Annotated in this window: 25 protein-coding genes; 2 read left to right on the top strand and 23 right to left on the bottom strand. The window is 40.7% G+C overall.

The features are described 5' to 3' along the window. Nucleotides 1-279: 279 nt before the first annotated feature. Together lipA and ACFSW4_RS08665 are read right to left on the bottom strand one after the other, a co-directional pair. Nucleotides 280-1,203, bottom strand: a complete 924-nt coding sequence (gene lipA, locus ACFSW4_RS08670; protein WP_054754766.1) for a lipoyl synthase — start codon at nt 1,201-1,203, stop codon at nt 280-282. Nucleotides 1,204-1,224: 21 nt separating this feature from the next. Next, the gene (locus ACFSW4_RS08665) at nt 1,225-2,064 is read right to left on the bottom strand and encodes a lipoate--protein ligase family protein (protein WP_377328712.1); all 840 of its coding nucleotides are present in this window, start codon (nt 2,062-2,064) and stop codon (nt 1,225-1,227) included. A gap of 168 nt (nt 2,065-2,232) precedes the next feature. Between ACFSW4_RS08665 and ACFSW4_RS08660 the strand changes: the two genes are divergently transcribed. Next, complete coding sequence (locus tag ACFSW4_RS08660; RefSeq protein ID WP_054754765.1) at nt 2,233-2,565, top strand: helix-turn-helix domain-containing protein; 333 nt, start codon at nt 2,233-2,235, stop codon at nt 2,563-2,565. Between the two features lie 77 nt (nt 2,566-2,642). On the opposite strand, the gene ACFSW4_RS08655 is transcribed toward ACFSW4_RS08660, so the two are convergent. From ACFSW4_RS08655 to ACFSW4_RS08585, 15 genes are all read right to left on the bottom strand, one after another. Further along, the gene (locus ACFSW4_RS08655) at nt 2,643-3,263 is read right to left on the bottom strand and encodes a class D sortase (RefSeq protein ID WP_377328710.1); all 621 of its coding nucleotides are present in this window, start codon (nt 3,261-3,263) and stop codon (nt 2,643-2,645) included. Next, nucleotides 3,260-3,880, bottom strand: a complete 621-nt coding sequence (locus ACFSW4_RS08650; protein WP_054754763.1) for a TasA family protein — start codon at nt 3,878-3,880, stop codon at nt 3,260-3,262. The genes ACFSW4_RS08655 and ACFSW4_RS08650 overlap by 4 nt, the downstream gene beginning before the upstream one ends. 60 nt (nt 3,881-3,940) lie before the next feature. Further along, on the bottom strand, nt 3,941-4,822 hold the full coding sequence (locus ACFSW4_RS08645) for a TasA family protein (protein ID WP_054754762.1): 882 nt from the start codon (nt 4,820-4,822) through the stop codon (nt 3,941-3,943). 18 nt (nt 4,823-4,840) lie between these two features. Beyond that, complete coding sequence (locus ACFSW4_RS08640) at nt 4,841-5,545, bottom strand: TasA family protein (RefSeq protein WP_054754761.1); 705 nt, start codon at nt 5,543-5,545, stop codon at nt 4,841-4,843. Nucleotides 5,546-5,629: 84 nt separating this feature from the next. After that, nucleotides 5,630-6,211, bottom strand: a complete 582-nt coding sequence (sipW, locus tag ACFSW4_RS08635; RefSeq protein ID WP_054754760.1) for a signal peptidase I SipW — start codon at nt 6,209-6,211, stop codon at nt 5,630-5,632. After that, entirely contained in the window at nt 6,192-7,205 is a 1,014-nt protein-coding gene (gene tapA, locus ACFSW4_RS08630) for an amyloid fiber anchoring/assembly protein TapA (RefSeq protein ID WP_054754759.1), read from the bottom strand. The genes sipW and tapA overlap by 20 nt, the downstream gene beginning before the upstream one ends. Nucleotides 7,206-7,501: 296 nt before the next feature. Then, on the bottom strand, nt 7,502-7,684 hold the full coding sequence (locus ACFSW4_RS08625; RefSeq protein WP_054754758.1) for an SE1832 family protein: 183 nt from the start codon (nt 7,682-7,684) through the stop codon (nt 7,502-7,504). Nucleotides 7,685-7,759: 75 nt separating this feature from the next. Beyond that, complete coding sequence (locus ACFSW4_RS08620; RefSeq protein WP_377328708.1) at nt 7,760-8,284, bottom strand: hypothetical protein; 525 nt, start codon at nt 8,282-8,284, stop codon at nt 7,760-7,762. Nucleotides 8,285-8,362: 78 nt separating this feature from the next. Beyond that, complete coding sequence (gene hutG, locus ACFSW4_RS08615; RefSeq protein WP_377328706.1) at nt 8,363-9,316, bottom strand: formimidoylglutamase; 954 nt, start codon at nt 9,314-9,316, stop codon at nt 8,363-8,365. After that, nucleotides 9,309-10,568, bottom strand: a complete 1,260-nt coding sequence (hutI, locus tag ACFSW4_RS08610) for an imidazolonepropionase (RefSeq protein ID WP_054754755.1) — start codon at nt 10,566-10,568, stop codon at nt 9,309-9,311. The genes hutG and hutI overlap by 8 nt, the downstream gene beginning before the upstream one ends. Before the next feature lie 57 nt (nt 10,569-10,625). Further along, entirely contained in the window at nt 10,626-12,290 is a 1,665-nt protein-coding gene (hutU, locus tag ACFSW4_RS08605; RefSeq protein ID WP_377328704.1) for a urocanate hydratase, read from the bottom strand. Nucleotides 12,291-12,543: 253 nt separating this feature from the next. Beyond that, nucleotides 12,544-14,019 (bottom strand): histidine ammonia-lyase, encoded by a 1,476-nt coding sequence (gene hutH / locus ACFSW4_RS08600; protein WP_377328702.1) that lies wholly within the window; start codon nt 14,017-14,019, stop codon nt 12,544-12,546. A gap of 94 nt (nt 14,020-14,113) precedes the next feature. Then, nucleotides 14,114-14,563 carry a hut operon transcriptional regulator HutP gene (gene hutP, locus ACFSW4_RS08595; RefSeq protein ID WP_054754754.1) on the bottom strand — a complete coding sequence of 150 codons (450 nt, stop codon included), beginning with the start codon at nt 14,561-14,563 and terminating at the stop codon, nt 14,114-14,116. A gap of 59 nt (nt 14,564-14,622) precedes the next feature. Next, nucleotides 14,623-15,156 (bottom strand): acyl-CoA thioesterase, encoded by a 534-nt coding sequence (locus tag ACFSW4_RS08590; protein WP_377328700.1) that lies wholly within the window; start codon nt 15,154-15,156, stop codon nt 14,623-14,625. 107 nt (nt 15,157-15,263) lie between these two features. Then, nucleotides 15,264-16,841, bottom strand: coding sequence for a BCCT family transporter (locus ACFSW4_RS08585; protein ID WP_377328698.1), 1,578 nt, complete (start codon nt 16,839-16,841; stop codon nt 15,264-15,266). Nucleotides 16,842-17,110: 269 nt separating this feature from the next. On the opposite strand from ACFSW4_RS08585, the gene ACFSW4_RS08580 reads away from it, so the two are divergent. Beyond that, complete coding sequence (locus tag ACFSW4_RS08580) at nt 17,111-17,590, top strand: tetratricopeptide repeat protein (protein ID WP_377328696.1); 480 nt, start codon at nt 17,111-17,113, stop codon at nt 17,588-17,590. Between the two features lie 234 nt (nt 17,591-17,824). Here the strand turns inward: ACFSW4_RS08580 and ACFSW4_RS08575 are convergent, their stop codons facing one another. From ACFSW4_RS08575 to ACFSW4_RS08550, 6 genes are all read right to left on the bottom strand, one after another. Further along, nucleotides 17,825-18,772 (bottom strand): L-threonine 3-dehydrogenase, encoded by a 948-nt coding sequence (locus tag ACFSW4_RS08575; RefSeq protein WP_054754752.1) that lies wholly within the window; start codon nt 18,770-18,772, stop codon nt 17,825-17,827. A 31-nt stretch (nt 18,773-18,803) separates the two neighbouring features. Next, entirely contained in the window at nt 18,804-19,994 is a 1,191-nt protein-coding gene (locus ACFSW4_RS08570) for a glycine C-acetyltransferase (RefSeq protein WP_377328694.1), read from the bottom strand. Nucleotides 19,995-20,474: 480 nt separating this feature from the next. Next, the gene (locus ACFSW4_RS08565) at nt 20,475-21,491 is read right to left on the bottom strand and encodes an ABC transporter ATP-binding protein (RefSeq protein ID WP_377328692.1); all 1,017 of its coding nucleotides are present in this window, start codon (nt 21,489-21,491) and stop codon (nt 20,475-20,477) included. Beyond that, nucleotides 21,481-22,515 (bottom strand): ABC transporter ATP-binding protein, encoded by a 1,035-nt coding sequence (locus ACFSW4_RS08560; protein ID WP_054754751.1) that lies wholly within the window; start codon nt 22,513-22,515, stop codon nt 21,481-21,483. Before ACFSW4_RS08560 ends, ACFSW4_RS08565 begins: the two co-directional genes overlap by 11 nt. Nucleotides 22,516-22,528: 13 nt before the next feature. Next, complete coding sequence (locus tag ACFSW4_RS08555) at nt 22,529-23,467, bottom strand: ABC transporter permease (RefSeq protein WP_054754750.1); 939 nt, start codon at nt 23,465-23,467, stop codon at nt 22,529-22,531. Continuing rightward, nucleotides 23,467-24,402, bottom strand: a complete 936-nt coding sequence (locus ACFSW4_RS08550) for an ABC transporter permease (RefSeq protein ID WP_377328690.1) — start codon at nt 24,400-24,402, stop codon at nt 23,467-23,469. Before ACFSW4_RS08550 ends, ACFSW4_RS08555 begins: the two co-directional genes overlap by 1 nt. Nucleotides 24,403-24,521: the final 119 nt, after the last annotated feature.

The following is a 24,521-nucleotide window of genomic DNA, read 5'->3' as shown; positions in this document are numbered from 1 at the left end:
GGCTAAACAGCACGCAATCAGAGGCTCAATGTCAAGTTGCGATGGTTGATCATCTCATCAAAAAAATTTTGAGTAATTGTGTCCACTTTCTTTACAGAACACCAGTTTTTCTAAAATATCGACCACTTTTTTGATTTTATCAATCACTTTTTGAAATTTATCAATCACTTTCTTTAATTTATCGGTCGGTTAGGACTGAGAGGTTCGTTAAATTTCATCAACATATACCTGCAAGTCACAGAAAATCCCCCTCAAGCCGATTGAGGGGGATTAACTTCATTAAGATGGGTTTTTCATGTAATGTTTTTCGAATTGTTCACGGCGCTGTTTAGCAGCTTCACTGACTTGCTCATCTGCATGGTAAGATGAACGAACAAGTGGTGCTGACTGGCAGTGCTTAAAGCCTTTTTGGAAGGCAATCTTACGCAGTTCCGCAAACTCTTGTGGCTCGTAGTAACGAACGACGTTTAAATGATTACGTGTTGGTTGTAAGTACTGACCAATTGTTAGAATATCCACGTCATGTGCTAATAGATCATCCATCGCTTCGAGGATCTCTTCTTTTGTCTCACCTAAACCAACCATGATGCTTGATTTCGTCGGAACATCAGGCGCGACCTCTTTAACACGCTTTAGCAACGTTAACGAACGGTCGTATGTCGCTTTCGAACGTACAGTTGGTGTTAAGCGGCGAACCGTTTCGATGTTATGATTAAAAATGTCTGGTTTCGCGTCCATAAGTGTATGAAGGCTTTCGTAGTCACCCTTCATATCAGAAGGCAGAACTTCAACAGTTGTACCAGGATTACGTTCACGTACCGCACGAACTGTTTCGGCAAAAACTCCTGCGCCTCCGTCTTTCAAATCATCACGCGCAACCGCTGTGATAACTGCGTGGCGAAGTCCCATAATTTCAACAGACTCTGCTACACGCTGCGGCTCTTGCCAATCAATCTCAGTTGGAAGCCCTGTTTGTACCGCACAGAAACGGCACCCACGCGTACAAACTTTACCTAATATCATGAATGTAGCGGTCTTACGAACCGCCCAGCATTCGTGAATGTTCGGACAACGCGCTTCCTCACATACCGTATGTAAATTTTTCTCGCGCATCATTTTTTTAAGACCTGTGTAGTTCTTGTTCGTGTTAAGCTTAATTTTTAACCATTCCGGCTTTCTGACGTATTCATTGTTTTTCGCCATCCATGCCACCCCTTCTTAAATTTATTTGACTCCCTTTTTATTCAGTGAAAAATTCCACTCATCATTCTTATATTTTTCTTCCGCTAACGTCTGAACCTCTTGCTCTTGTTCAGGTGTTAGCTTGAAAGGAACTAACTCTATATCTAAACCTTTCTCAAACCCTTGGTGAAAGGCCTCTTCCACTTCCTCAAGCGTCAGTTTTCGGCCTAAATACGCTTCCATTGACGTCGCTTTCTCTTTAAACTTCGCCTTCGCTCGCTCACGAACCTCATCAGCCGGATATGCGAACATGTCGAATAAAACATCGTCATCCATACTAATTGGAACCGATCCGTGCTGGAGAATGACCCCCTGCTTACGCGTCTGCGCACTACCAGCTGCCTTCTTATCGCCGATTACAAGCTCGTACCACGATGGTTCATCAAAACAAACCGCAGAACCCGTACGCTGTAGCTTACCTTCAGGGACCGCCATATCAGCATCAATTCCGAGTAACCGGTAGCCTTCAAGCAAACCTTGCGTAATCACGCGGTAAGCCTCCGTAACTGTTTTCGGCATCTTAGGATGAGTTTCAGACACAACGACGCTGTATGTTAATTCATGATCATGCAAGACCGCACGACCACCTGTTAATCGGCGAACGAAATCAAATCCGTAGCGCTTAACATTCTCTGTATGTATTTTCCCGTCAACCTTCTGAAAATACCCAACCGACATCGCAGCAGGCGTCCACGTGTAAAACCTTAAAACAGGCGGAATATCACCTTGACTATGCCAGCGCAAAAGACACTCGTCAAATGCCATGTTATAAGCGGCGTCATGCGCTTTCGTGTTAATAAAATACCACTTTTCTTTTGTCATGTTGTAACACTCACTTTAGTCAGATAAATTTTCTAACACTACCATCTTAACAAGACTATGTAAAAAAATAAAACGAAAATAAAGAATTGACCTAACTTTATACATAAAAATATGCTATATTATTGATAAGATAAAAATATAGTGTCATTCGTTAAGGAGTTTTCCCACATGATCGGTGAACGCGTAAAAAAATATAGACTAGAAAAGGGCCTGTCATTGACCGAGCTAGCTGAACGCGCGGGCGTGGCTAAATCGTATTTGAGTGCCCTAGAACGCAATATCCAACAAAACCCATCTGTTCAATTTTTAGAAAAAGTCGCATCAGAACTCGGCATCACAATTGACCATTTGATTAAAGATACGGTAAAAGAAGGACAATCAGGACTTGATACAGAATGGGAAAAGCTAGTTAAAGAGGCTATGAATTCAGGAGTCTCTAAGGAAGAGTTTAAAAACTTCCTAGAGTTTAATAAATGGAAACTAAAGAATGAAGATGAGTAAATCGCCAGAGATGGCGGTTTTTTGTTTTGTAAAATAAAAGCAAGCCCACCTTTAATAAAGTGGACCTGCCTTAAGTTTTAATCTGAAACCTTTTTTGCATGAACGATAATCCTATGGGTTGGATTATACATCGGTTCGCAAGTAATCAGCGTAATAATAGAATCATCACCATTTGGTTTTAACACCGACACATCATCTGGCGTTACTAACTGAGTATCATAGACTTCATAAGTCAGGTTCGATTCCAGTGTTTCAATATTAACCCGATCACCGATCTCTACTTCGTCTAGCCGGTTAAATAGATGGCCTTCCGTATAACTTCGGTGTCCGGCAATACCAGTGTTTCCAATTTCACCAAGTGAACTCGTTCCTTCCATAATACCGAGTCCAAGATCTAAGTTCTTATCTGTTGCTCCCTGAAGCATAGGAACAGTGAGATTAATTTTTTCAATATGCAGGAGTCCAACGACTCCAGCATCAAGGGATTTAGTTTCTGGTTCGGGCTCACCCTCAGCAGGTCCATTGCCACTCACCTCAATTTCATCCCGTTCTTGGTTTTCAGTGAAAATTTGATCCAAATTTTGAAACTCACGAACGAGCTCATCTTGCTTTGACGCATAGATTTGTTTCTGTATATGAGGGAAAGCGATAATCCCGATACCAACTAAGATAAATAGAATAGCAATCAGCTTTTTCACTTCTTATCACTAGAAAGCCTGCGGGTTACTAAGTATAGCGCAAGACCACTAATTAAGAACGTTCCCCCAATGATGTAAAATAAGTATGGTATTTCTTCACCAGTTTGAGGAAGGAAGCCGCTACCTTTAACATTCGTATCTGAACCTACAACATCCTCTTGATTCTCTTGAGGAGGTTCAGCTTCAGCCCAAACCTTAATGTTAAATTCAGTGCTTAAACCTTGGAATGAATTATCTGATTCGTAAGGGAATGTTGCTTTAAATTCAAATTCCTCCGATTCACCTATTTTTAATAAGCGAGACTCCATTCCGTTAAAACCTGCTAAGCTTCCGTCATAAATAAGTTCACCAGAAGAGTCCGTCACGGTTAACTGAAATTGATTAAATAACTTTTCAGATCCTCCAGTAGACTCAGCAATCGAATGAAAATAGTAATCATAATCTCCATCATTTTCGACCACTAGATTACGAATCATATAATCCCCAGGTTTAAGATTTTCAACTTTAAATAAAAATTCCTCATTCAAACTAATCGAGACATCATCGGCGTAGACTTGAGATGGGCCAAAAACTAAAGCACCAATTAACGTGAATATAAAGATGATTCTTTTAGCCAATGTACTGCCTCCTTCCTCAGTAGATATGTATGAGGTAGGGGGAGACCCTACCTAAAAAGATTACTCACCGTTATTTGCTTGTTCGTTTGTTTCAATGTAACCATTCTCACCTAAATCATCTTCAGTAATTTCTTGACCTTCCCACTGAGTAGCTTCGAATGAGAATGTTAGCATTGCACCATTAGCTTGATAGATGTTTTGTTCATATTCACCATACTCATCTTTATCTTGATCATCAATAAATTCAATTTTCAAACGTAACACATCTGGATCAGTCGGGTCTACAGGCAGTCCTTCCCAACCATTATTAGTCTCTGTTGTAACATTTAAACGATGACCTTTAATGTAGTTTTTATGGTTAATAGCATCATAGACTTTAGACCTGGCAGCATTAATTTGTGAAGAAGATGCATCTTTGCTATTCAGTGAATCAGATGCTAAATAGAAGTCTTTTAATGTTACATTATCATCTTGACCCAATAGTTCCTTTTGATAATCGCCACCACTTTCAGCTCCTAAAGTGATGATTGAAACTCTAAATTGATCTAAGAAAGCTAGTGGATCTGTATTTACATTATCAAACCAAGAATCTCCTGAACCAGGGAACATCATTTCTGCTTGAGGCTCATCACCAAGAACAGTACCTATACTAGCAAATTGCATATTTTCAATAGCCATTAAAACTTCTTTAATTGCTAAAGAACCTTTGTTAACAAATTTGATATCTCTAGTCATCGTGTCACCAGGCTTTAAATTGACCACCTCAAACGTAAATGGCTTACCTTCAGCCACTTGCTCTAAATCCATTTCCAGAGTACCAGCCGCAAAAGCTGCACTCGTGTCTTCAACATCGTTAAACGCTGCATATGTTCCACCAGCTACTAAAGATAAACCCATAGCAGCTGACATTGAACCCATCATTAATTTCTTTTTTAATTTCATCTATCTCTCCCCCAAACCTTATTTATTTTGGCCTTCTACTAAACTGTTAAGATCTCCGTTGCTTTCAATTCCAAAGTCCATATCATTTCCTCTTTCTTCTCCAGGCATTTGAGTCGCCTCAAACTTCATAGAGATTTCGGCTTCTTCATCTTGATATTTGTTTTGAACTTGGAAACGAGAATTATCAAATGTTTCATCTACTTCTTTGAATAAGAATGAAACTTCATATGAAATTTCATCACCCGGATTTAATGCAGCTGTTGCAGCATCTGTTCCCGTCATCTCTGCATTGGTAATACCGTTTAATTGATCTAAAGTTGTGGTCACTAGATGGGTACCATCTCTACTAATTGATACTTCGAATTGTGCTAAGAAATCTTCTAATTCATTGTCTCCCGCACCAGGCCAAAGCTTCGTATTAAGGTCTAATGCATCTTCATTATTCCAACCACCAACTTCAATGGTTGTTAAAATCTGATTGATATCTAGCGTACCGCCATTTCTAAGTACAAGTGTTTCAGACCAGTGATCACCTGGCTTTAAGTTATCAAGTTGAAAATCAATCGTGGTTTGTTCACCAATTTGTAAATCTAGTATTCCTGTTACAAATAGGTTTTGAGTTTCCTCCACGTCGTTAAACGCAGCCCATGTTCCTCCTCCTACTAGTGATAGTCCTAGTGCACCTGTTAGTACACCGATACCAAGTTTCTTTTTGATATCCAAAATAATTCCTCCTTTTACCTCTCCCAAGGCAATAAATAATTTATTAATTCACCGTCAAAAGCTAAGAGCTTTAACGGTAAAACACTATGAAATATTTTCTGCGGGTTCTGAACTAGACTCTTCTTTTTGCTGTTTTTCTTCTCTTATAGCTAGATAAATAGTTTTTCCTGAGCTGAACAATAACCAAAATCCAGGAATAAACATTAATGTGACTAATCCAAATTTAGAATTCGCAAAATCCATTGCATAGCCTAAATAAGGTACATTGATGCCTTCATGAACACCGTAAATATTAGCTGGAAGCACAGCGTTAGCATCTGCGAACTCATTGTTATCACCTTGAGTTCTAAACATTAGCTGCCCATCGTTATTTAAAACCTCTATAATTCGGTGAGTCACAAAATGATTTTCTCTTTGTTGGAACATAATGATGTCGCCTTCTTTAAGGTTTCGAACCTCAAAATCTGGTTTAATCCCAATAACTGCTCCAGTTTTAATTTCAGGTTCCATTGATCCTGAATAGACGACCTTAAGTTCTTGCCCAAACACTTTTGGAGTGCCATCACTCATCAAATTTGAAATTACTAATACGAATGTAAACAAGAATGCAGCAATTAATAGAAAGTTAATGGTTCGATTGCCCCATTTAATTATCTTGACTTTCATCGTTATCACCCTTTGAGTTTTCAGTATTTCCTTCTTCACTATCTACGTTAGTATTATTTTCTTGTTCTACAGGTTCATCTGACTCCGATTCTTTATTTTCCTTGTTATTAGTAGACTCCGTTTCAGCACTATTAGTACCTTGCTGTTCTTCTTTCTCTTGATCTTTCGTGTCTTCTGCTTCCTCAGTTTGAGTAGTTTGTTCTTCACCACTATTTGTATTTTTAGGAGCTTTCTCTTTTTGTTCAGTCATGTTTTCTGAATCAGCTTTTGATTTTTCCTTTGTTTGTTTTTCTTCTACAGATTTATCTTTTGAATCATTCGATTCTTTTTTGCTTACGTTTTCTTGATGATTTCCATCACCTTCATCTGTTTGTTGCGAATCATCACAAGCTTGTGGGTTGCCAGGGTGATTTTCATCGCATACATCGTCTGGTGATCCACTGTCTTTCTCTTTATCTTCTCCAGGTTCTTCTTGATCGGCACAATCGGTAACATGAATTTTTCCACTAAATCCACCACTATCTCCACCAGGGTGCCCTTCAGGTCTTACAAACTTAAATTTGTATTTTCCATTTTCAAGTTCACCTTCATAAGCTAGCTCTGCAGAATCACCAGAATCTATCAATGGTGTTTCACCTTCGTGTATTACATCTCCATCATTACCTTGAGATATTTTGATGACCTGATAACCCCAAGGCACTTCCATATCACCGTCGCCACCGTTCTTGACATAGGCATAAATACGATCACAATTTCCTCCAACTTTTTGACCATCAAAAGTTAAAGAACTTTTATCCCACTTTTCGTCTTCATCTAATTCCCAACCCACTTTTAATGAAGCAGATATTTCTTCCACATCATTAAAAGCCGCTTCAGTTGAACCAGCGATCGATGATAAAAACAGAAATAACAGATATAGACCAATTAAAGGTTTGATGAATAAACTTTTCTTCAACTCTCTCTTCCTTCTCGCAGTTAATCGACTTTTTCTCATTTGGATAATGATCCCTCCTAGCCGGGAACGTTCTATGTAATGAACACAAGATTAATTATATGTTCGTTATAATGAATATATGAATAGTATAGACTTGCCGCTCAGATATGCAAAACCCGAAAAAAGCCCAAATATTCTAAATAATGAACAAATATTGTTCTTTTTAAAGAACAAGACCCTTTTTCCTTAAAATTCCTAACCTTTTCTTCGTTTTACTCCGTTCTTTATTAAGAACAACTAAACAAAACAAAAACCTTGCCCCAAATTTCTTAGGACAAGGTCTATTAATCTACCTATTATTCACTTGCTTTTGCTAGTTGTTGTCTTAGTTCGTTTAGTTCATCTTCCATGCGTGATAATGTTTTTTCTAACATGGTGACGTTTCCGCCGGTTGATTCTAATTTATCGAGATCTCCTTGAATTCGGATGTAATCCATTTTTAATTCATCGATTCGTTCTTGGATTTCTTTCTTTTTCATCTAATCACCTCAAATTCATTGTAAGAAAAATAAAACTTTTTTCCAAATAAAAAGGTCAGGCCTCATGACCTAACCTTAATGAAAGATGAAATTTTTAAGTGGAACTTCTTGCTTCTTAGCTTTGCCGTCTTGGCTATACTCGATCATAAAGGATTTCAGGTGATTCTGGTAGCTCGGGTTTTTGAGTTTGACTTGCATGACTAAGGTTATTTCAGGCTTTGTCATTTGATACCCTTTAACCTTCTGGTAATTTGAGATTCTCTCTAAATCTTTTTCACTCATATCACCGTACAAAATTTGGGTTTGATTGGATTCATCAATCCATAGCTTTATTTGAATGTCCGAATCATCCGCTTCAAGAACTTCGCCTTCATTCGTTAATATGTTAATGTCTTCTATCGTAGGAAGTCCTTCTCCAGTCCATTCAAATTCTTTTCCAATGTAAATGTACTCATGTTCTACAAGTAAATTGTGCTGCACACCAGCGTGACTCACACTAGTAAACTCGACCTCATTACTTGCCGCTTCTACTACAAAGTACCCGACTAACCCGACCAAGGTGATCACCAAACCTAGACTCCATCTTTTTATCTTTTTCACGTCGGTTCACTCCAATAGTTTATTATACGGTTTTCGATACTCGTATAATTCTATTCGACATGACAAGTATTTAATCCTCTAAATTTTTAGGTCTTTTGACTTAAGAAAAGAAAACAGCACATAGCTTGCGACCCGGCTAGTCATATTACGAAAGTCCAAAGTCGGGTCAATTTCAACGATATCCATCCCTTTAACCATCGGATGTTTCGCCGCTTCTTGAACGGCTGTTAGGAGCGTTTGGCTGTCCATGCCGCCTGGGCCGATTGCCGGGCACCCCGGCGCAAAGGCTTGGTCTAATACATCCATATCGACGGATAAATAGATATAATCAACTCGTTTTTTTAAATAGTTAATAGACTCACGTATAATCGATTCAATTCGGTCCTGTAGCACATCTTGCATCGTGTAGACTTTAACGCCTTGCTTCACGGCGTAATCGGCATACGCCTTGGCATTGGTAAAATCACGAATCCCGATTTGAACGATGTGCTCACCTTTTAATACGCTATTTTCTATCGATCTGCGAAAAGGAGTTCCGTTCGTCGGCCCGCCGTCATCTAAATTTCGCAGGTCATGATGGGCATCAAACTGAATGACGCCCACCTTCCCTTTTGTTTCGTGTAATGCTTTTATTGACGGAAAACTGACTGAATGATCGCCCCCGAATAAAATAAAATACTCTGGATTGTGCGTCTGGATTACGTCTTTTACCGATTGATAGATTCGGTCTTGTGATTCCACTATATCAGTCGGATGCATCACGACATCCCCAAAGTCTACAATTTGTGTATCACGTAAATCTTGATCGGTATGATTCGCATACGTTGAGTAGCTTCCCATGGCCTGACGAATGGCCCCGGGAGCCATCGACGCACCCGAATGACTGATCGACGGTTTAGAAAGTGGTGCCCCCATCAATCCATATTTTACCGAACCCTCATGCACGTTAAGATCAACAAGTAATTCATTCATCTTTTTCGTGTAACGATCAACGAACTTCGCCTGTCCAGCTGGTTTGATATACCTAGACAAGTAAATCACCTCGCTGGTATAGCTTTTGACCGGCTTTAAAGACCGTATTAACGTGGTTCACGCCGTAATGGTAAGGAATGTAAAGGTAATTCGGTGCATCCCAAATAACCACATCAGCTTTGCGGCCTACTTTAATTTGCCCCGCTTCTTCTCCACGGTTAATCGCATGAGCCGCATTGACCGTTACGGCATGCCAAATCTCTTCTGGTGTCATTTTCATCTTAAGGGCTGCGAGTGACATGATGAGCTGAATGTTTTCTGTCACGCTACTGCCTGGGTTAAAGTCCGTTGAAATGGCTATTGCAGCGCCCGTTTCGATCATATCTCGCGCGCGTGCAAATTCACCTTTTCCTAAGTAAAAAATCGTACCAGGAAGCAGTACGCCGATTGTATCTGATCCTGCGAGCTGTTTGATTCCGTCATCGGTTGCGACAGCTAAATGATCGCCTGTTGTTGCACCAAGTTCTACAGCAAGCTGCGTTCCGCCAAGTGGGTCGATTTCATCTGCATGAATTTTCACATCAAAGCCGTGATCTTTTGCCTTTTGTAAGTAACGTCTAGATTGTTCAATCGTAAACACACCTGTTTCAGTAAAAATATCGACGAACTCAGCGAGGTTTTCTTCTTTGATTTGATCAAAAAGTGCTGCCATTTCGCCTAGTAAGGCATCAGGATTGTCCTTGTACTCTTCCGTAATCGCATGGGCGCCAAGGAAAGTAGACACCAAATCAAGTGAGTGGTTTTCCCCTGCTTTTTTCGCAACGCGCAACTGTTTTAGCTCCGTCTCTTTGTCCATGCCGTAACCACTTTTCGCCTCAACCGTTGTAATGCCGTACGATGCCATACGGTTTAAATGAAACATTGCTTTTTCGTAAAGCTCTTCTTCCGTTGCTTTTCGCGTTGCACGAACCGTTGATAAGATGCCGCCGCCTTGCTTTAAGATATCTAAGTAAGGAACGCCTTGTTGCTTTAAAGCCATTTCGTGTTCACGAGAACCGCCGAATACTAAATGCGTGTGTGGTTCGACAAGGCCAGGGGTGACGAGCTTTCCTTCGCAGTCGACTTTTTCATCCGCTTCGGAGTTGATCAACTCGTTCGTGGGCGCGATTTCTGCAATTTTACCACCCTTCATTAAAATCGCATAGTTTTCTTTAACATCGAGTTTGCTCATGTTTTCACCGCGAACCGGGCCTTCGTGCTGATCCATGGTGAGTAGTTGTCCAATATTATAAAGTAGTGTGGTCTGTGCCATGTGTATCCTCCTTTGATTGTTAGAACCCGCGCCTGAATCTTGCGCGGGTGTGAGTGTTTATTTTTCATCAAGCATTGGAATGTGAACGCCTTTCTCGCGGGCCGTTTGTTCAGCGAGCTCGTATCCCGCATCGACGTGTCTCGCTACGCCCATACCAGGATCAGATGTCAGCACGCGTTCTAAACGCTCAGCTGCATCATCTGTTCCATCTGCGACAATCACCATCCCAGCGTGTAGTGAGTAGCCCATGCCAACTCCGCCTCCGTGGTGAACCGATACCCAGCTCGCACCGTTAACAGAATTAATCAGCGCGTTTAAAATCGGCCAGTCCGCAACTGCATCGCTTCCATCTTTCATCGATTCCGTTTCACGGTTTGGCGATGCGACAGATCCTGCATCTAAGTGGTCACGGCCAATGACAATAGGAGCTGAGATGTCGCCTTTTGCAACCATGTCGTTAATAATTTTGCCGAAACGCGCACGTTCGCCGTAGCCTAACCAGCAAATTCGAGATGGCAGCCCTTGGAAAGCGACCTTATCTCGCGCCATGCGGATCCACTTGCATAAGTGCTCGTTGTACGCGAATTCTTTTAAAAGAACCTCATCAATTTTGTAGATGTCCTCTGGGTCACCTGATAACGCCGCCCAGCGGAAAGGCCCTTTCCCTTCACAGAACTGCGGACGAATGAACGCTGGAACGAATCCAGGGAAGTCGAAGGCATTTTCTAAACCTTCATTGTAAGCTTCCTGACGAATGTTGTTTCCGTAGTCGAATGTGATGGCTCCTGCTTTCTGTAAATCTAGCATCGCCTGAACGTGAGATTTAATGCTAGAGCGAGAGTCTTTGAGATATTTTTCAGGGTTGGACTTTCTGATTTCTGCACCTTGTTCCATGGTGTAACCTGCAGGTAAATAGCCGTTCAGCGGATCGTGCGCTGACGTTTGGTCGGTTACTAGATCCGGCATTTCCCCTCGTTTTACGAGTTCAGGTAAAATTTCTGCAGCATTTCCAAGTAAGCCAATCGATAACGGCTGGCCTGCTGCTTTGGCTTGTTTCGCCATGTCGAGAGCCTCATCAAGAGTTGTTGCCATTTTGTCTAAATAGCGGTGTTCAATGCGGCGCTTAATGCGCGTTTCATCCACCTCAATCGCAATCACAACACCATCATTCATCGTCACCGCAAGTGGCTGTGCGCCACCCATGCCGCCAAGACCAGCAGTGACCGTAAGCGTACCTTGTAGTGAACCATCAAAATGCTGGCGAGCCGCTTCAGCGAATGTTTCATACGTTCCTTGTAAAATACCTTGAGTCCCAATGTAAATCCAGCTTCCCGCTGTCATTTGGCCGTACATCATGAGGCCCTTCTTCTCTAGCTCGCGGAAATGATCCCAATTCGCCCACGCCGGTACGAGGTTCGAGTTAGCGAGTAACACGCGAGGCGCATCCTTTTGGGATTTAAAGACCGCAACCGGCTTACCCGATTGAACGAGTAGTGTTTCATCTTCTTCTAAATTTTTGAGTGTCGCAACGATCGCTTCAAAACTTTCCCAATTACGAGCAGCTTTTCCTATACCCCCATATACGACTAGCTCATCAGGATTTTCTGCAACTTCTGGGTCCAAATTGTTCATCAGCATTCGTAGAGCCGCTTCTTGGACCCACCCTTTCGTATTCAGTTCAGTCCCTCGTGGTGCACGGATTGTTTTAACTGGATTTGACATGTAATACTCCTCCTTGATCTAGAAAACTATTTTAAAATACATGATTACGGACACTTTCTATCAAAATATGAACAATTCTCTTGTAAATGCAAACAGTTTAATCAAGTATATGAACACTTTTGTTTTAAATACGGACAGTTTATAGCAAGATACGAACACTTTCTTATTAAATACGGACAATTCACTCTGATATACGGACAATTAGTTCAAAGATACGAACAGTTCCACTCAACATACGATAAATGCGTGAATTTTACTGTCTCAACCATTCTTGAAGTGCCTCAATATCCTTCGAAAACACCCGATCTCGTTTAATACTCGGTACGACCTCGCGCCCCGCCTCGTAAAGAACTCGAGTTGTCTCGGCCATCTTAGCAGGTCCGCCCCTCAGTTCCACGGCCTGCATGGCGCAAATAAACTCGATTGCGACCACGCGACGAACGTTTTCGATAATCTGTGCGGCGTGCCTCGCTCCTATTGTCCCCATACTAACGTGATCTTCTTGATTCGCTGATGACGGAATCGAGTCCACGCTTGCAGGGTGGGCAAGGGTTTTGTTTTCTGATACGAGGGATGCGGCTGTGTACTGCATAATCATCGCGCCAGATTGAAGTCCTGGTTCTGGGCTTAAAAACGGCGGCAGGTCATTCAGCTGCGGATTAACCAAACGCTCTATCCTGCGCTCTGAAATGTTCGCGACTTCACTCATGCCGATTTTTAATAAATCCATCGCAACCGCAATCGGCTGGCCGTGAAAGTTTCCTCCAGATAATACTTTTCCTTCATCAGAAAAAATGAGCGGGTTATCAGTTGCTGCATTAATCTCGGTTTCGAGCTTATCTTTAACGTAACCAAGTGTTTGCCACGATGCTCCCAGCACTTGCGGAATACAGCGTATGGAGTATGCATCTTGAATTCGCTTCTCACCTTGTTTGGTCGTTAATTGACTTCCTTTCAAGTACTCACGCATTCTTTCTGCCACTTCTCTCTGTTCGGCGTGCCCTCGCGCCATGTGAATGAGGTCATCAAAGGCGCACGTAATGCTCTCGAGACCCTCCATCGTCATGGCGGCAATTTTTTCTGAATACGTTAATACTTTTTCAGCATCAAGGTAAGCTAAAACGCCAACTGCGGTCATGGCCTGGGTCCCGTTAATCAGAGCCAGACCTTCTTTTGCTTTTAACTGAACAGGCTCTAACTTTTCTTGGTTAAATGCGATCATCGTTGGCACTTGTTCGCCTTGATAATAGACTTCACCCTCACCTAACAAAACTAATGCCAAATGCGCAAGTGGAGCGAGATCCCCGCTTGCTCCTAATGAACCTTGCTGAGGAATAACAGGGTGAATTCGGTGATTCAGTAAATCTATTAATCTTTCAATAATGACGGGCCGAACCCCTGAGTAACCTTTCAAAAGCGCATTGGCGCGAAGTAAAATCATCGCCCGGCTTACTTGTTCTGAAAAAGGCTCACCCACTCCGCATGCGTGCGAGTGAATTAAGTTCAACTGAAGCTCATCAAGATCTCCGTCCTCAATTTCGACATCGCTAAATTTTCCGAATCCTGTGTTGATTCCGTAAATGACTTGATGCTGGTCTAAGTAATCTTCAACAGCCTTCCGACTTTTCTTAACTTCTTCTAAACTCTCTTTTGATATGGTAACGGTTTCAAAACCTGTTACAATTTGTTTTACTTTTTCTAAATCCAGATTAGATCCGGTTAACTCCATGTCATCACTCCTTTAATAGACAAAAAGGGACTAACCCTCAAGGTATTCCTTGAAGGTTAGCCCCCTATTATCTCATCGCTCTGGGCGTTTCTATTTAAATGTGGTTAATACCGAGACCTGTTGTTTCATGCTCTAGCCCTTTAATAGGCGCGCCAATGGTTCCATATAACGCTACAGCAATCCATTCACCTTCTGCCTCATTTTCATAAGGCATCCCGCGTACGACGCTAAACCTTAGTCCAACTGTTCGCATCACATCTCCTAGTAACACCTGGCCTCTTGTGACGCCTTCTAACGCTTCTAAAATGGCATGGTATAGCGCGTGCATTTCTCGGTATAGTTTTTCATCAATAATCTGATGGCGCTTGGCAGCTGTTTCAATCGCTGAGACGACCTTCTGCATATCCATCGATCCTGTTTTTCCTAAACAATAATGAAAACCTGATTCAGTGACGCGAGCTTCGGCCTCTTCGATCTCATGGCTACTAGCTAATACTAACTGAAGAGCTGACTTTCCGATTCCCGCTTCTAATGACTTTTTCATGTTAACACCAACAATTTCTATTATACGTTCATTTTATATGGTGCTATAAGTAAAGTCAATTAGGCCTTTCGATTCGTTGTGGGATCCCATGGGAAATCGGCACCAAAACGGTCTGCTAACTCTTTTGAATCCTTGCGACGCTTACGACGGTATTCAGCACGTGCCGCCGCCCCATTGTGAAGCCACTTCTCTTCTTCTGATTCAGGGTAAACCGGTGGTACTTCTGTAGGGCTTCCATCTTCATCTAACCCAACAAACGTTAAAAACGCTGTTGTACAGACTTGACGCTCACCGGTTAGTAAGTTTTCTGTAATGGCCTTAACGAACACTTCCATTGATGTGCGATGCGTATAAGTCACAAAAGCCTCTAGACAAATAGTGTTACCTTCTTTAACTGGATGTAAAAAGTCAACCGAGTCAGTCGAAGCTGTCACAACTGGCATGCGTGCGTGCCTCGTTGCCGCGATGGCCCCCACATCATCTATGTAAGCCATGAGTTGTCCACCGAATAATGTACCGTGACTATTGGTATCTGGCGGGAGAACGTGTGAGTTTTTAACTGTTAAAGAATTGATGCAAGGTTTTGCTTCCATTCGAATCACCCTTTTTCATTTTCTAATGGTAGTATACCACGCTAAGTTTTGTTTAAGCATATTGTCCCATAAAATTAGCACCCCTCAGTTGAGGAGTGCTTTATATTTTATAGTTTACTACGATCGTCTTTACTTTTAATTCCTTGTTCAATAGCCATTTTATTTGCGATTTTAACGGAATCCCAAACTGGCGGAAGTAGTAGTAATGATACCGGCACTGCCGATACGACGATGAAGTTTTGTAGTAGACCAATACTACCTTCACCTAACGTTAGAAGTGCGACTGCAACTGCACCAAAAATAAGTGCCCAGAACACACGGATATACTTACTAGGGTTATCATTACCTGTAACGGCAACGGCTGATGCGTATGACATTGAGTCGGCCGTAGTCGCCACAAACACGATGGTAATGATTAAAAATCCAACCGCAAAGGCTGCACTCATTGGTAGTTGGTTCAAGATTGCCATAACGGCTGCTTCCTGACCAACATTTTGCAGAGGCTCTGATATAATTCCTGAATTTTGCATTTCAAAGAATACACCAGATCCACCTAGTGTTGCGAACCATAAGTTACTGACAATTGGTGAAATTATGGCTACAGCTACAATTAACTCACGAATTGTACGTCCACGTGAAATACGTGCAATAAAGATCGACATCATTGGGCCAAAACCGATAAACCAACCCCAGAAGAAGACGGTCCACCATGCTAACCACGTTTCATCACCACGAGTTAAGCTCATCATTAAGAAGTTTTGTAGTTGGAAAGCTTCTGCTGTAATGAAAATATCTAAAATAAACGCTGTAGGTCCAACAATTAAAATGATCACCATGAGCAGAACGGCAAACGCTACGTTAAAACGACTTAATAGCTGGATTCCTTTGTCAACACCCGTAACAGCCGAAATCGTTGCAATTCCAATTAAGATTACAATAAATAAAATCTGCATGAACAAATTACTTTCAATGCCTGTCACTTGTTCGAAAGCATAAGCCGCCTGTAGGCCTAAGAAGCCAATTGCTCCAATAGTACCCGCAGCAACAGCGATAATTGACGTCACATCAGCTGTTAAACCAAAGAAGTTGTAACGTTTGAATACTTTATCTCCAATTAACGGATATAGAATCGTTCTTGGCTTTAAAGGCATTCCTCTATGATAATGAGCGTACATCAATACAATCGTTGCAACTGTACCTAATACGGCCCATGCAGAAAATCCCCAATGGAAAAATGCTTGAGCAACACCAGGAACGGCGCGATCCCACGCACTTAAGTTCTCTGCACTAAACAACGGTGGCGTCGTGATAAAGTGTGACATTGGCTCACTTGCTGCCCAGAACACACCACCACTTGCAAGTAATGTCGTTAAAACCATCGCAATCCAGCGAAAATTAGAAAACTCAGGGGTTTCCTGTTTACCTAACTTAACTCTTCCATATCGCGTAAACATAAGTAGTAACCCTACAATTAGCGTTGCTAACATTAATAACTGCCAGAACAAACCAAAAAATTGAGCTGACCAGTCAAATGAAGCACCAACAGCTTTCTCTGTAAAGTCAGGTGCTAAAAAAGCTAGTAAAAAGAATAAAATTAAAAATCCACCACTAATAAATAAAGCGGTCTTTTGGACTCCTTTACCCAGATAGTCCTCCGAGTGATACTTTTCTTTTATTTTCATCATGTTCCTCCTATTATTTTACAAAAACGAAGGTGTTTCGCCCTTCGAATTTTTTCACACAAAATATATTGTAGTGAATTGTCGAAATTTAGTCAAAACAGGATTTTGAACTATGTTAAAGGATTTGATACCTACTCATAGGTTTTACATAGTTTAAGGATATATTTTAAAAAAATTTAAGTACATTTGAGTTCATTTAAAGCTAAGTCCCAATTTTAGTTTGCCTAGTCTTTGGGTGAGCTATACAATTGAGTTAGAAAGGAGTTAAAATCATGAGTTTAGAAGAAGTAAAAGCACTTAGAGAAAAGGGAAATTACGATGATGCGAGAAATCTCGCGCTTCAATTATTAGAAAAAGATGACCAAAACGCCGAACTGTTATTAGAAACTGCTTATATACATGATCAAAACGATATGGAGCCGCAAGCTATTGGTTTTTATAAACAAGCTTTAGAGTTAGGCCTTGAAGGTGAGATGCGTCGAGATGCATTGTTATGCCTTGGCAGTAGTTATCGTGCGGTTGGCTTGTATGAACAGGCTCGCGAAACATTGGAGATTGGGATGAGTGAATATCCTGATTACAATGCGTTTTATATTTTCTTTGCGATGACGCTTTATAACTTAGGGGATACAGATTTGGCTATGGAATTTGTGTTGAAGAAATTGCTTGAGACGACTGATGATGAATCGATTAAGCAGTTCTCACGAGCACTTGATTTTTATGCGAGTCGTTTAGATGAGGTGTTTAACTAGGTTGCCTTAAAGTCCAAGGGTTTACTTTAAAATACGGACAATTTGACCATTCTTATGAACAATCTTAACTTAAATACAGACACTTTAGGTTGTAATACGAACAATTTATGCTGAAATATGAACAAACTTTTCGATAATACGAACAGTTCATGGCAAAATATGAACACTCTTGCTGATTATATGGACAATTCTAACGTAAATGAGAAACTTCATAAAATAAAAAAGTTGGGCGCTTTAGCCCAACTTTTCTTTTAACTTTTTAAGCATATCTTCTGTCATTTTATCGATATCGAATTCTGGTTTAAAGCCCCACTCGTTTGCTGCGCATTCGGCATCAATCGAGTCTGGCCAGCTCTCCGCAATCGTCTGACGGATTGGGTCGACATCGTAATCAATTTCAAACTCTGGAATGTGTTTTTGAATCGCTCGAGCAAAATCTTCTGGAGCTGCACTCATCGCGGTTACGTTAAACGCGTTACGATGTTCAAGCTTACCCGCATCAGCTTCCATCAGCTGAATAATCGCATTGATTGCATCTGGCATGTACATCATATCCATGTAAGTACCTTCAGCTATATACGAGGTGTACTTTTTATTCTTAAGCGCTTCGTAGTAGATCTCAACAGCATAGTCTGTCGTCCCGCCGCCTGGTTCTGTCACATATGAAATTAGACCAGGGAAGCGAACACCACGAGCATCGACTCCGAAACGGTTAAAATAATAATCACAAAGCAACTCGCCTGATACTTTATTCACCCCATACATCGTCGTTGGACGCTGAATCGTATCTTGAGGCGTTTTAAATTTAGGTGTTGTCGGACCAAATGCACCAATCGAACTTGGCGTGAAAAATTTAAGCTCTAGCTCACGTGCAACCTCAAGCGCATTGACGAGTCCGCCCATGTTTAAGTCCCATGCAAATTTCGGATTATTTTCCGCTTTAGCTGACAATAGAGCGGCTAAATGCATAATCGTATCAACTTCGTACTTTTGAGCGAGTTCATACATCTTGTTATAATCTGTGACATCTAAAATTTCAAACGGGCCGCCTGTTACGACTTCACTGTCTGCTCTACGAATGTCAGTTGCAATGATGTTGTCAGCGCCATAGCGTTCACGCAACGTTGTCGTTAGCTCTGAGCCAATTTGACCTAGAGCGCCAGTGATTAAAACCTTCTTCATTGATGTTTCCTCCAATTCCCCAAAACGATCTCTATATAAGTCCCATGTCTTTTCCGACTTTTTTATAGATGGCTAATGCTTCATCAAGCATGTCCTTTGTATGTGCGGCTGTTGGCATATTACGCACGCGCCCTGTTCCTTTTGGCACTGTTGGGAACACGATTGATTTAGCATAAACACCTTCATCAAATAAACGTTTACTAAATTCTTGTGTCGCCTTTTCTTCTCCTATAATACAAGGTGTGATTGGCGTTTCACTATTTCCAATATCAAAGCCTAATTCTTTTAGACCTTTTTTCAAGTAGTCACCGTTTTCCCACATACGGTCATGAAGCTCTGTTGACTCCATTAATAGGTCAATCGCCTTAGTACAAGCCGTTACGTCAGCTGGTGATAGTGACGTTGAGAATAAGAACGGACGAGAGCGTACTTTTAGCCAGTCGATTAAATTTTGCTTACCGGCTACGTAACCGCCCACAACACCTATGGCTTTAGATAACGTACCCATTTGGAAGTCAATATCCTTTTGCAGTCCAAAATGCTTAACAGTTCCGGCACCTTTTCCTAAAACACCAGAACCATGCGCGTCATCTACATAAGTGATTAGGTCAAATTCCTTAGCGATCTCAACGATTTCAGGAAGCTTCGCAATGTCCCCATCCATTGAGAAAACACCGTCAGTAATAATCATAATTTTATTGTATTGACCAGATTCTTTCGCTTCTTTAGCTTTCTCGTGTAAGTCAGCCATATCTGAATGATTGAATCGTATAATTTTTGCTTTAGAAAGACGGCAACCATCAATAATCGATGCATGGTTAAGCTCGTCAGATAAAATGGCATCATTTTTATCCATAACAGCTGAAATCGCTGCCATATTACAGTTAAAACCTGACTGATAAGCAATTGCAGCTTCAGTCCCTTTAAATTCTGCAATTTTTTCTTCTAATTTTACATGTAAATCGAGCGTTCCGTTAATCGTACGAACGGCACCCGCTCCAACACCGTGTGATTCAACAGCGTCTTTCGCAACTTCTTTTAGACGATCGTCCGTTGCAAGACCTAAATAGTTATTTGACGACAGGTTAATAAGCTCCTTGCCATCGATTGTAATTCTTGGACCATTAGACCCTTCTACAACGTTGATTTCATTGTAAAGTCCTTGGTCTTTAAGCTCGTTTAAGTTCTCATTTAAAAACTGATTTAACGTTTCACTTGGCATGTCTTTACCTCCTAAAATTACGTTAAATGTTAAAACCCATTCTATGATAACATTTTTTGCAGAAAGAGCGAAATTTAGCCGAGATTTATTTTTAAATGAACCTTTTGGTTTAAGATATCTATCCCAATTTTCCCTTTTATCTACCCCATTTTGAGATATATCTACCGCGAAATTTGTCGACGAAGTAAAATTCGTCATTTTATCGAACCTTTTCTTTGATTTATCGATCACCAACGTCAATATCGATGCTTTTTCGCACATGGCGTAAAAGAATCCTGTTCGGAAGTTTTATGGGACATATAGAACCGTTTATGAGACATTTTTAACCTACATGAGGAATCGAATTTTGTCGAAAAGAGGCATTCGACTAAGTTTATGAGACATTGAAGCCGTTTTATAGGACATTAGAGCAAAAATATGAGACATGATACGAACCTGAAGCAAAAAAAAAAAGAACCTTATAAAAAAGGTTCTTAAAAATTATGACATCGCTTGTTTGGCAGCATCAAATTGATCACTATAACGATCATCATAGACGTGGCACGCCACATGGTGACCTTCCTCAGCTTCAATCCATGCAGGTACAACTTCAGCGCATACTTCTTGTGCAAGCGGACACCTTGTTCTAAACGGGCAACCACTTGGAGGGTTAGTTGGACTTGGTACATCTCCCTCTAAGATGATTCGCTCACGGTTCTTCTCAACATCCGGATCACTTTTAGGAATCGCACTTAATAAGGCACGTGTATAGGGGTGTAATGGATTTTTGTATAAGTCGTCACTTGACGCTAACTCCATCATTCTTCCTAAATACATAACCCCTACACGGTCACTAATATGCTTTACCATCGCTAAGTCGTGCGCGATGAATAAATACGTTAATCCTCTTTCTTTCTGCAGACGTTTCATGAGGTTAACAACCTGAGCTTGGATCGAAACGTCTAGTGCAGAAATTGGCTCATCGGCCACAATAAAATCTGGGTCTAGTGCTAGTGCGCGAGCAATCCCGATACGTTGACGCTGACCACCACTGAATTCGTGTGGGTAACGGTTCGCGTGCTCTTTATTCAGACCAACCGTTTCTAATAGCTCAATAACTTTATCTTCACGGTCTTGTTTGTTATTAGCTAATCCGTGAATATCAATACCTTCAGCAATAATATCTTTAACCGTCATACGCGGGTTTAAAGATGCGTAAGGATCCTGGAAGATCATCTGCATTTTACGGCTTAATTCTTTAGTATCGGCTGCTGATTTTTTATCATGAACGTTTTTCCCATCGAAAATAACGTCACCATCTGTTGCACCATATAATCGTAAAATCGTACGTCCAGCTGTTGATTTACCGCAACCAGATTCACCTACTAATCCAAATGTTTCCCCTTTATAGATATCAAAATTCAAGCCATCTACAGCTTTTAAAGTTGTCTTACGATCAACTTTAAAATGTTTTTTCAAATCTTTTATTTCTAATAATTTATCTTCATTATTCTTCATCGCGTTTCGAACCTCCTACTTTAGCAGATTCAGGTGGTTCTACCTTAGGTGAACGTTCGTCCAATAACCAGCATGCACTCTTCTGAGTATCAGATAGCTCAAAGTAATCAGGCATGTGGTTTTCGCAGACTTTCATCGCATACGGACAACGCGCAGCAAAAGGACATCCTTTTGGAGGATCAGATAAATCTGGTGGCGTACCAGGAATAGCTTGTAACTCTTCTTCGCCATCTCTGTCTAAATCAGGCATCGAGCCTAATAGACCCCAAGTATAAGGATGTGTTGGATTATAGAAAATCTCATCTACCGTACCCGTTTCAACAATTTTACCACCATACATGACGGCTACACGGTGAGCTGCATTAGCAACGACACCTAAATCGTGTGTAATTAAAATAATCGATGTATTGACTTTATCTTGTAAGTCACGCATTAAATCCAGGATTTGTGCCTGAATTGTTACGTCAAGAGCTGTAGTCGGTTCATCGGCAATTAACAGTTTAGGATTACATGCAAGCGCAATTGCAATCATTGCTCTTTGACGCATACCACCTGAATATTCATGCGGATACTGATCAATACGAGCATCAGGGTTTGGAATTCCTACTAGTTCTAATAGCTCTAAACCGCGTTTACGTGCTTGAGACTTCGACATGTTTTGGTGTTTAATTAAGCTTTCCGCGATTTGTTTACCAACAGTCATCGTTGGGTTTAATGATGTCATTGGATCTTGGAAGATCATACTAATTTCTTTACCACGAATGTCTTCCATTTGTTTCTCTGATTTATCTAATAATTCCTCACCATTAAATTTAATGGAACCCCCAGCAAATTTTCCAGGAGGCATTGGTATTAATTTCATAATTGATTGGGACGTCACACTCTTTCCTGAGCCTGACTCACCAACTATGGCTAAAGTTTCTTTTTCGTGTACGTCAAAAGACACTCCACGAACTGCTTGAACTTCAGCTTTATACGTATCGAAAAAGACATTTAGATCTTTTACTTCTAATACTTTTTTCACGGTTTTCCCCTCCTTATTTACGAGATTTAGGGTCTAACGCGTCTCGCATACCATCACCAATTACGTTAAATGCCAGCATCGTTAAACAGATAAAGAACGCTGGGAAGAATAATTGGTAAGGATAATATTGTAATGCGCCTATCGCATCATTTGTCATTGTACCCCAACTTGCAAGTGGAGCTTGTACACCTAAACCTAGATAACTTAAAAATGCTTCTGTAAAGATTGCATTTGGAATAGTTAATGTTAATGTTACTAGAATTGGACCAAGTGTATTTGGCACTAAGTGTCTAAACATGATTCGGTTACTATTAGCACCTAAGGTTCGAGCGGCTAGCACATATTCTTCATTTCTTAACTGCATAACCTGACCCCGGACAATTCTGGCCATGTTAATCCAGCCTGTGAAGGTCATCGCTATGATTAGTGTCCATAATCCTTGTGGTAAAATTACCATTAACAAAATAACCACTAATAAATATGGAAGACTATAAAGAATATCTGCTATTCTCATCATGTATTCGTCAACTTTTCCGCCAAAATATCCTGCAACTGCACCCCAAATAACACCAATCACAACGTCGATAAGTGCAGCCATAATACCGATAAATAGAGATATTTTAGCTCCATACCAAGTTCTTGAAAATACGTCACGGCCAAGGTTATCGGTTCCAAACCAATGATCAGCGCTTGGTGATTGGTTAGTTATGGCGTAATTGTTTGTGTAATAATCGTAACCAGATATAGGACCACCAAAGAATGACATAAATGCTAGGAATAATATGACACCTACACCGAACAAAGCTAATTTATTCTTTTTAAAACGGCGCCAAGCATCTTTCCAGTAAGATGTACTTTCTCCGGAAATTTTCTCAGCATCAGATTCATCTCTAACTAATGGTTCAAAATCTGTCTGTTCTATTTCTGCTCTGTTTAATTCAGGTTGTGACATTAGCTTTTCCCTCCTTCTTTACCAAACTTAATTCGAGGGTCAATGAGTGTGTAAAGTAAATCTACTAATAATATGGATACTAGAAGTAACGCACTGAAGAACACAGTTGTACCCATAATAACTGTATAGTCACGGTTTGTAACACTGTTAACAAACTCTGCACCTAATCCAGGAATGTTGAAGATTTCCTCGATCACGAAGCTTCCTGTTAAGATTGCGACGACAAGTGGTCCTAAATAAGAGACAACCGGCATAATCGCATTTCTTAGAGCGTGCCTGTAAGTAACAACACGTTCATTTAAACCTTTTGCTTTCGCTGTCTTAATATAATCCGAGCTTAATACATCTAGCATGCTTGAACGCATCAATCTTGCAATGAAAGCCATTGGCGTTGTTGCTAACGCAATTGCTGGTAAGAGTGTGTGTGCAAATGAATCAAATCCTGCTACTGGTAGTAATTGTAACTTCATTGCAAAGAAATATTGCAGCACGGCTGCCAAAATAAAGTTTGGTACTGAAATACCTAATACAGCAATAACCATCGCCGTATAGTCCACTCCTGAGTTATGCCTTAACGCAGCGATCACTCCTAATAAAATCCCAAATGCTAGTGCTAGAAAGATTGATTCTAGCCCTAATAGTAAGGAATATTCAAAACTACGGTTAATGATATCGTTTACACTTTGACCTGTAAGTTTTAATGATGGGCCAAAATCCCACTGAGCGACGTCCTTTAGGTAGTCAAAATACTGGATATGAAGTGGATCATCTAGACCGTACTTCGCGTTCATCTGTGCTTCAATTTCCGGCGGCATTTTTTTCTCAGATGCAAATGGCCCACCTGGAGCAAGCTGCATCAAAACAAATGTAATCGTTACAATGAAAAATAACGATGCCAGCATTGAACCAAATCTCCTTAAGAGATAGTTACCCAATTCCTCCACCTCCATTTTTGTACAATAGAAAATTCAAAATATTAACTCTTTTTTCACATTAAAAAGGGGTGATTGAATCACCCCAACAATACATAAACTAAAGTTATTAGAAATATTTA

It is taken from the genome of Piscibacillus salipiscarius (assembly GCF_042685285.1).
Taxonomy (GTDB): domain Bacteria; phylum Bacillota; class Bacilli; order Bacillales; family Alkalibacillaceae; genus Piscibacillus; species Piscibacillus salipiscarius.
The sequence above is the reverse complement of the archived record's forward strand: the minus strand, read 5'-3'. Positions and strand labels throughout refer to the sequence as shown.

Coding starts and splice junctions, on each gene's coding strand:
- ACFSW4_RS08555 (WP_054754750.1), bottom strand. CDS start 23,467: ATGTCACAACCTGAATTAAACAGAGCAGAAATAGAACAGACAGATTTT.
- sipW (WP_054754760.1), bottom strand. CDS start 6,211: ATGAAAGTCAAGATAATTAAATGGGGCAATCGAACCATTAACTTTCTA.
- hutU (WP_377328704.1), bottom strand. CDS start 12,290: ATGTCAAATCCAGTTAAAACAATCCGTGCACCACGAGGGACTGAACTG.
- ACFSW4_RS08570 (WP_377328694.1), bottom strand. CDS start 19,994: ATGCCAAGTGAAACGTTAAATCAGTTTTTAAATGAGAACTTAAACGAG.
- ACFSW4_RS08585 (WP_377328698.1), bottom strand. CDS start 16,841: ATGATGAAAATAAAAGAAAAGTATCACTCGGAGGACTATCTGGGTAAA.
- hutP (WP_054754754.1), bottom strand. CDS start 14,563: ATGAAAAAGTCATTAGAAGCGGGAATCGGAAAGTCAGCTCTTCAGTTA.
- ACFSW4_RS08625 (WP_054754758.1), bottom strand. CDS start 7,684: ATGAAAAAGAAAGAAATCCAAGAACGAATCGATGAATTAAAAATGGAT.
- ACFSW4_RS08575 (WP_054754752.1), bottom strand. CDS start 18,772: ATGAAGAAGGTTTTAATCACTGGCGCTCTAGGTCAAATTGGCTCAGAG.
- ACFSW4_RS08580 (WP_377328696.1), top strand. CDS start 17,111: ATGAGTTTAGAAGAAGTAAAAGCACTTAGAGAAAAGGGAAATTACGAT.
- ACFSW4_RS08645 (WP_054754762.1), bottom strand. CDS start 4,822: ATGAAATTAAAAAAGAAATTAATGATGGGTTCAATGTCAGCTGCTATG.
- ACFSW4_RS08590 (WP_377328700.1), bottom strand. CDS start 15,156: ATGGAAGCAAAACCTTGCATCAATTCTTTAACAGTTAAAAACTCACAC.
- ACFSW4_RS08665 (WP_377328712.1), bottom strand. CDS start 2,064: ATGACAAAAGAAAAGTGGTATTTTATTAACACGAAAGCGCATGACGCC.
- ACFSW4_RS08565 (WP_377328692.1), bottom strand. CDS start 21,491: ATGAAGAATAATGAAGATAAATTATTAGAAATAAAAGATTTGAAAAAA.
- lipA (WP_054754766.1), bottom strand. CDS start 1,203: ATGGCGAAAAACAATGAATACGTCAGAAAGCCGGAATGGTTAAAAATT.
- hutH (WP_377328702.1), bottom strand. CDS start 14,019: ATGGAGTTAACCGGATCTAATCTGGATTTAGAAAAAGTAAAACAAATT.
- hutI (WP_054754755.1), bottom strand. CDS start 10,568: ATGGCACAGACCACACTACTTTATAATATTGGACAACTACTCACCATG.
- ACFSW4_RS08660 (WP_054754765.1), top strand. CDS start 2,233: ATGATCGGTGAACGCGTAAAAAAATATAGACTAGAAAAGGGCCTGTCA.
- tapA (WP_054754759.1), bottom strand. CDS start 7,205: ATGAGAAAAAGTCGATTAACTGCGAGAAGGAAGAGAGAGTTGAAGAAA.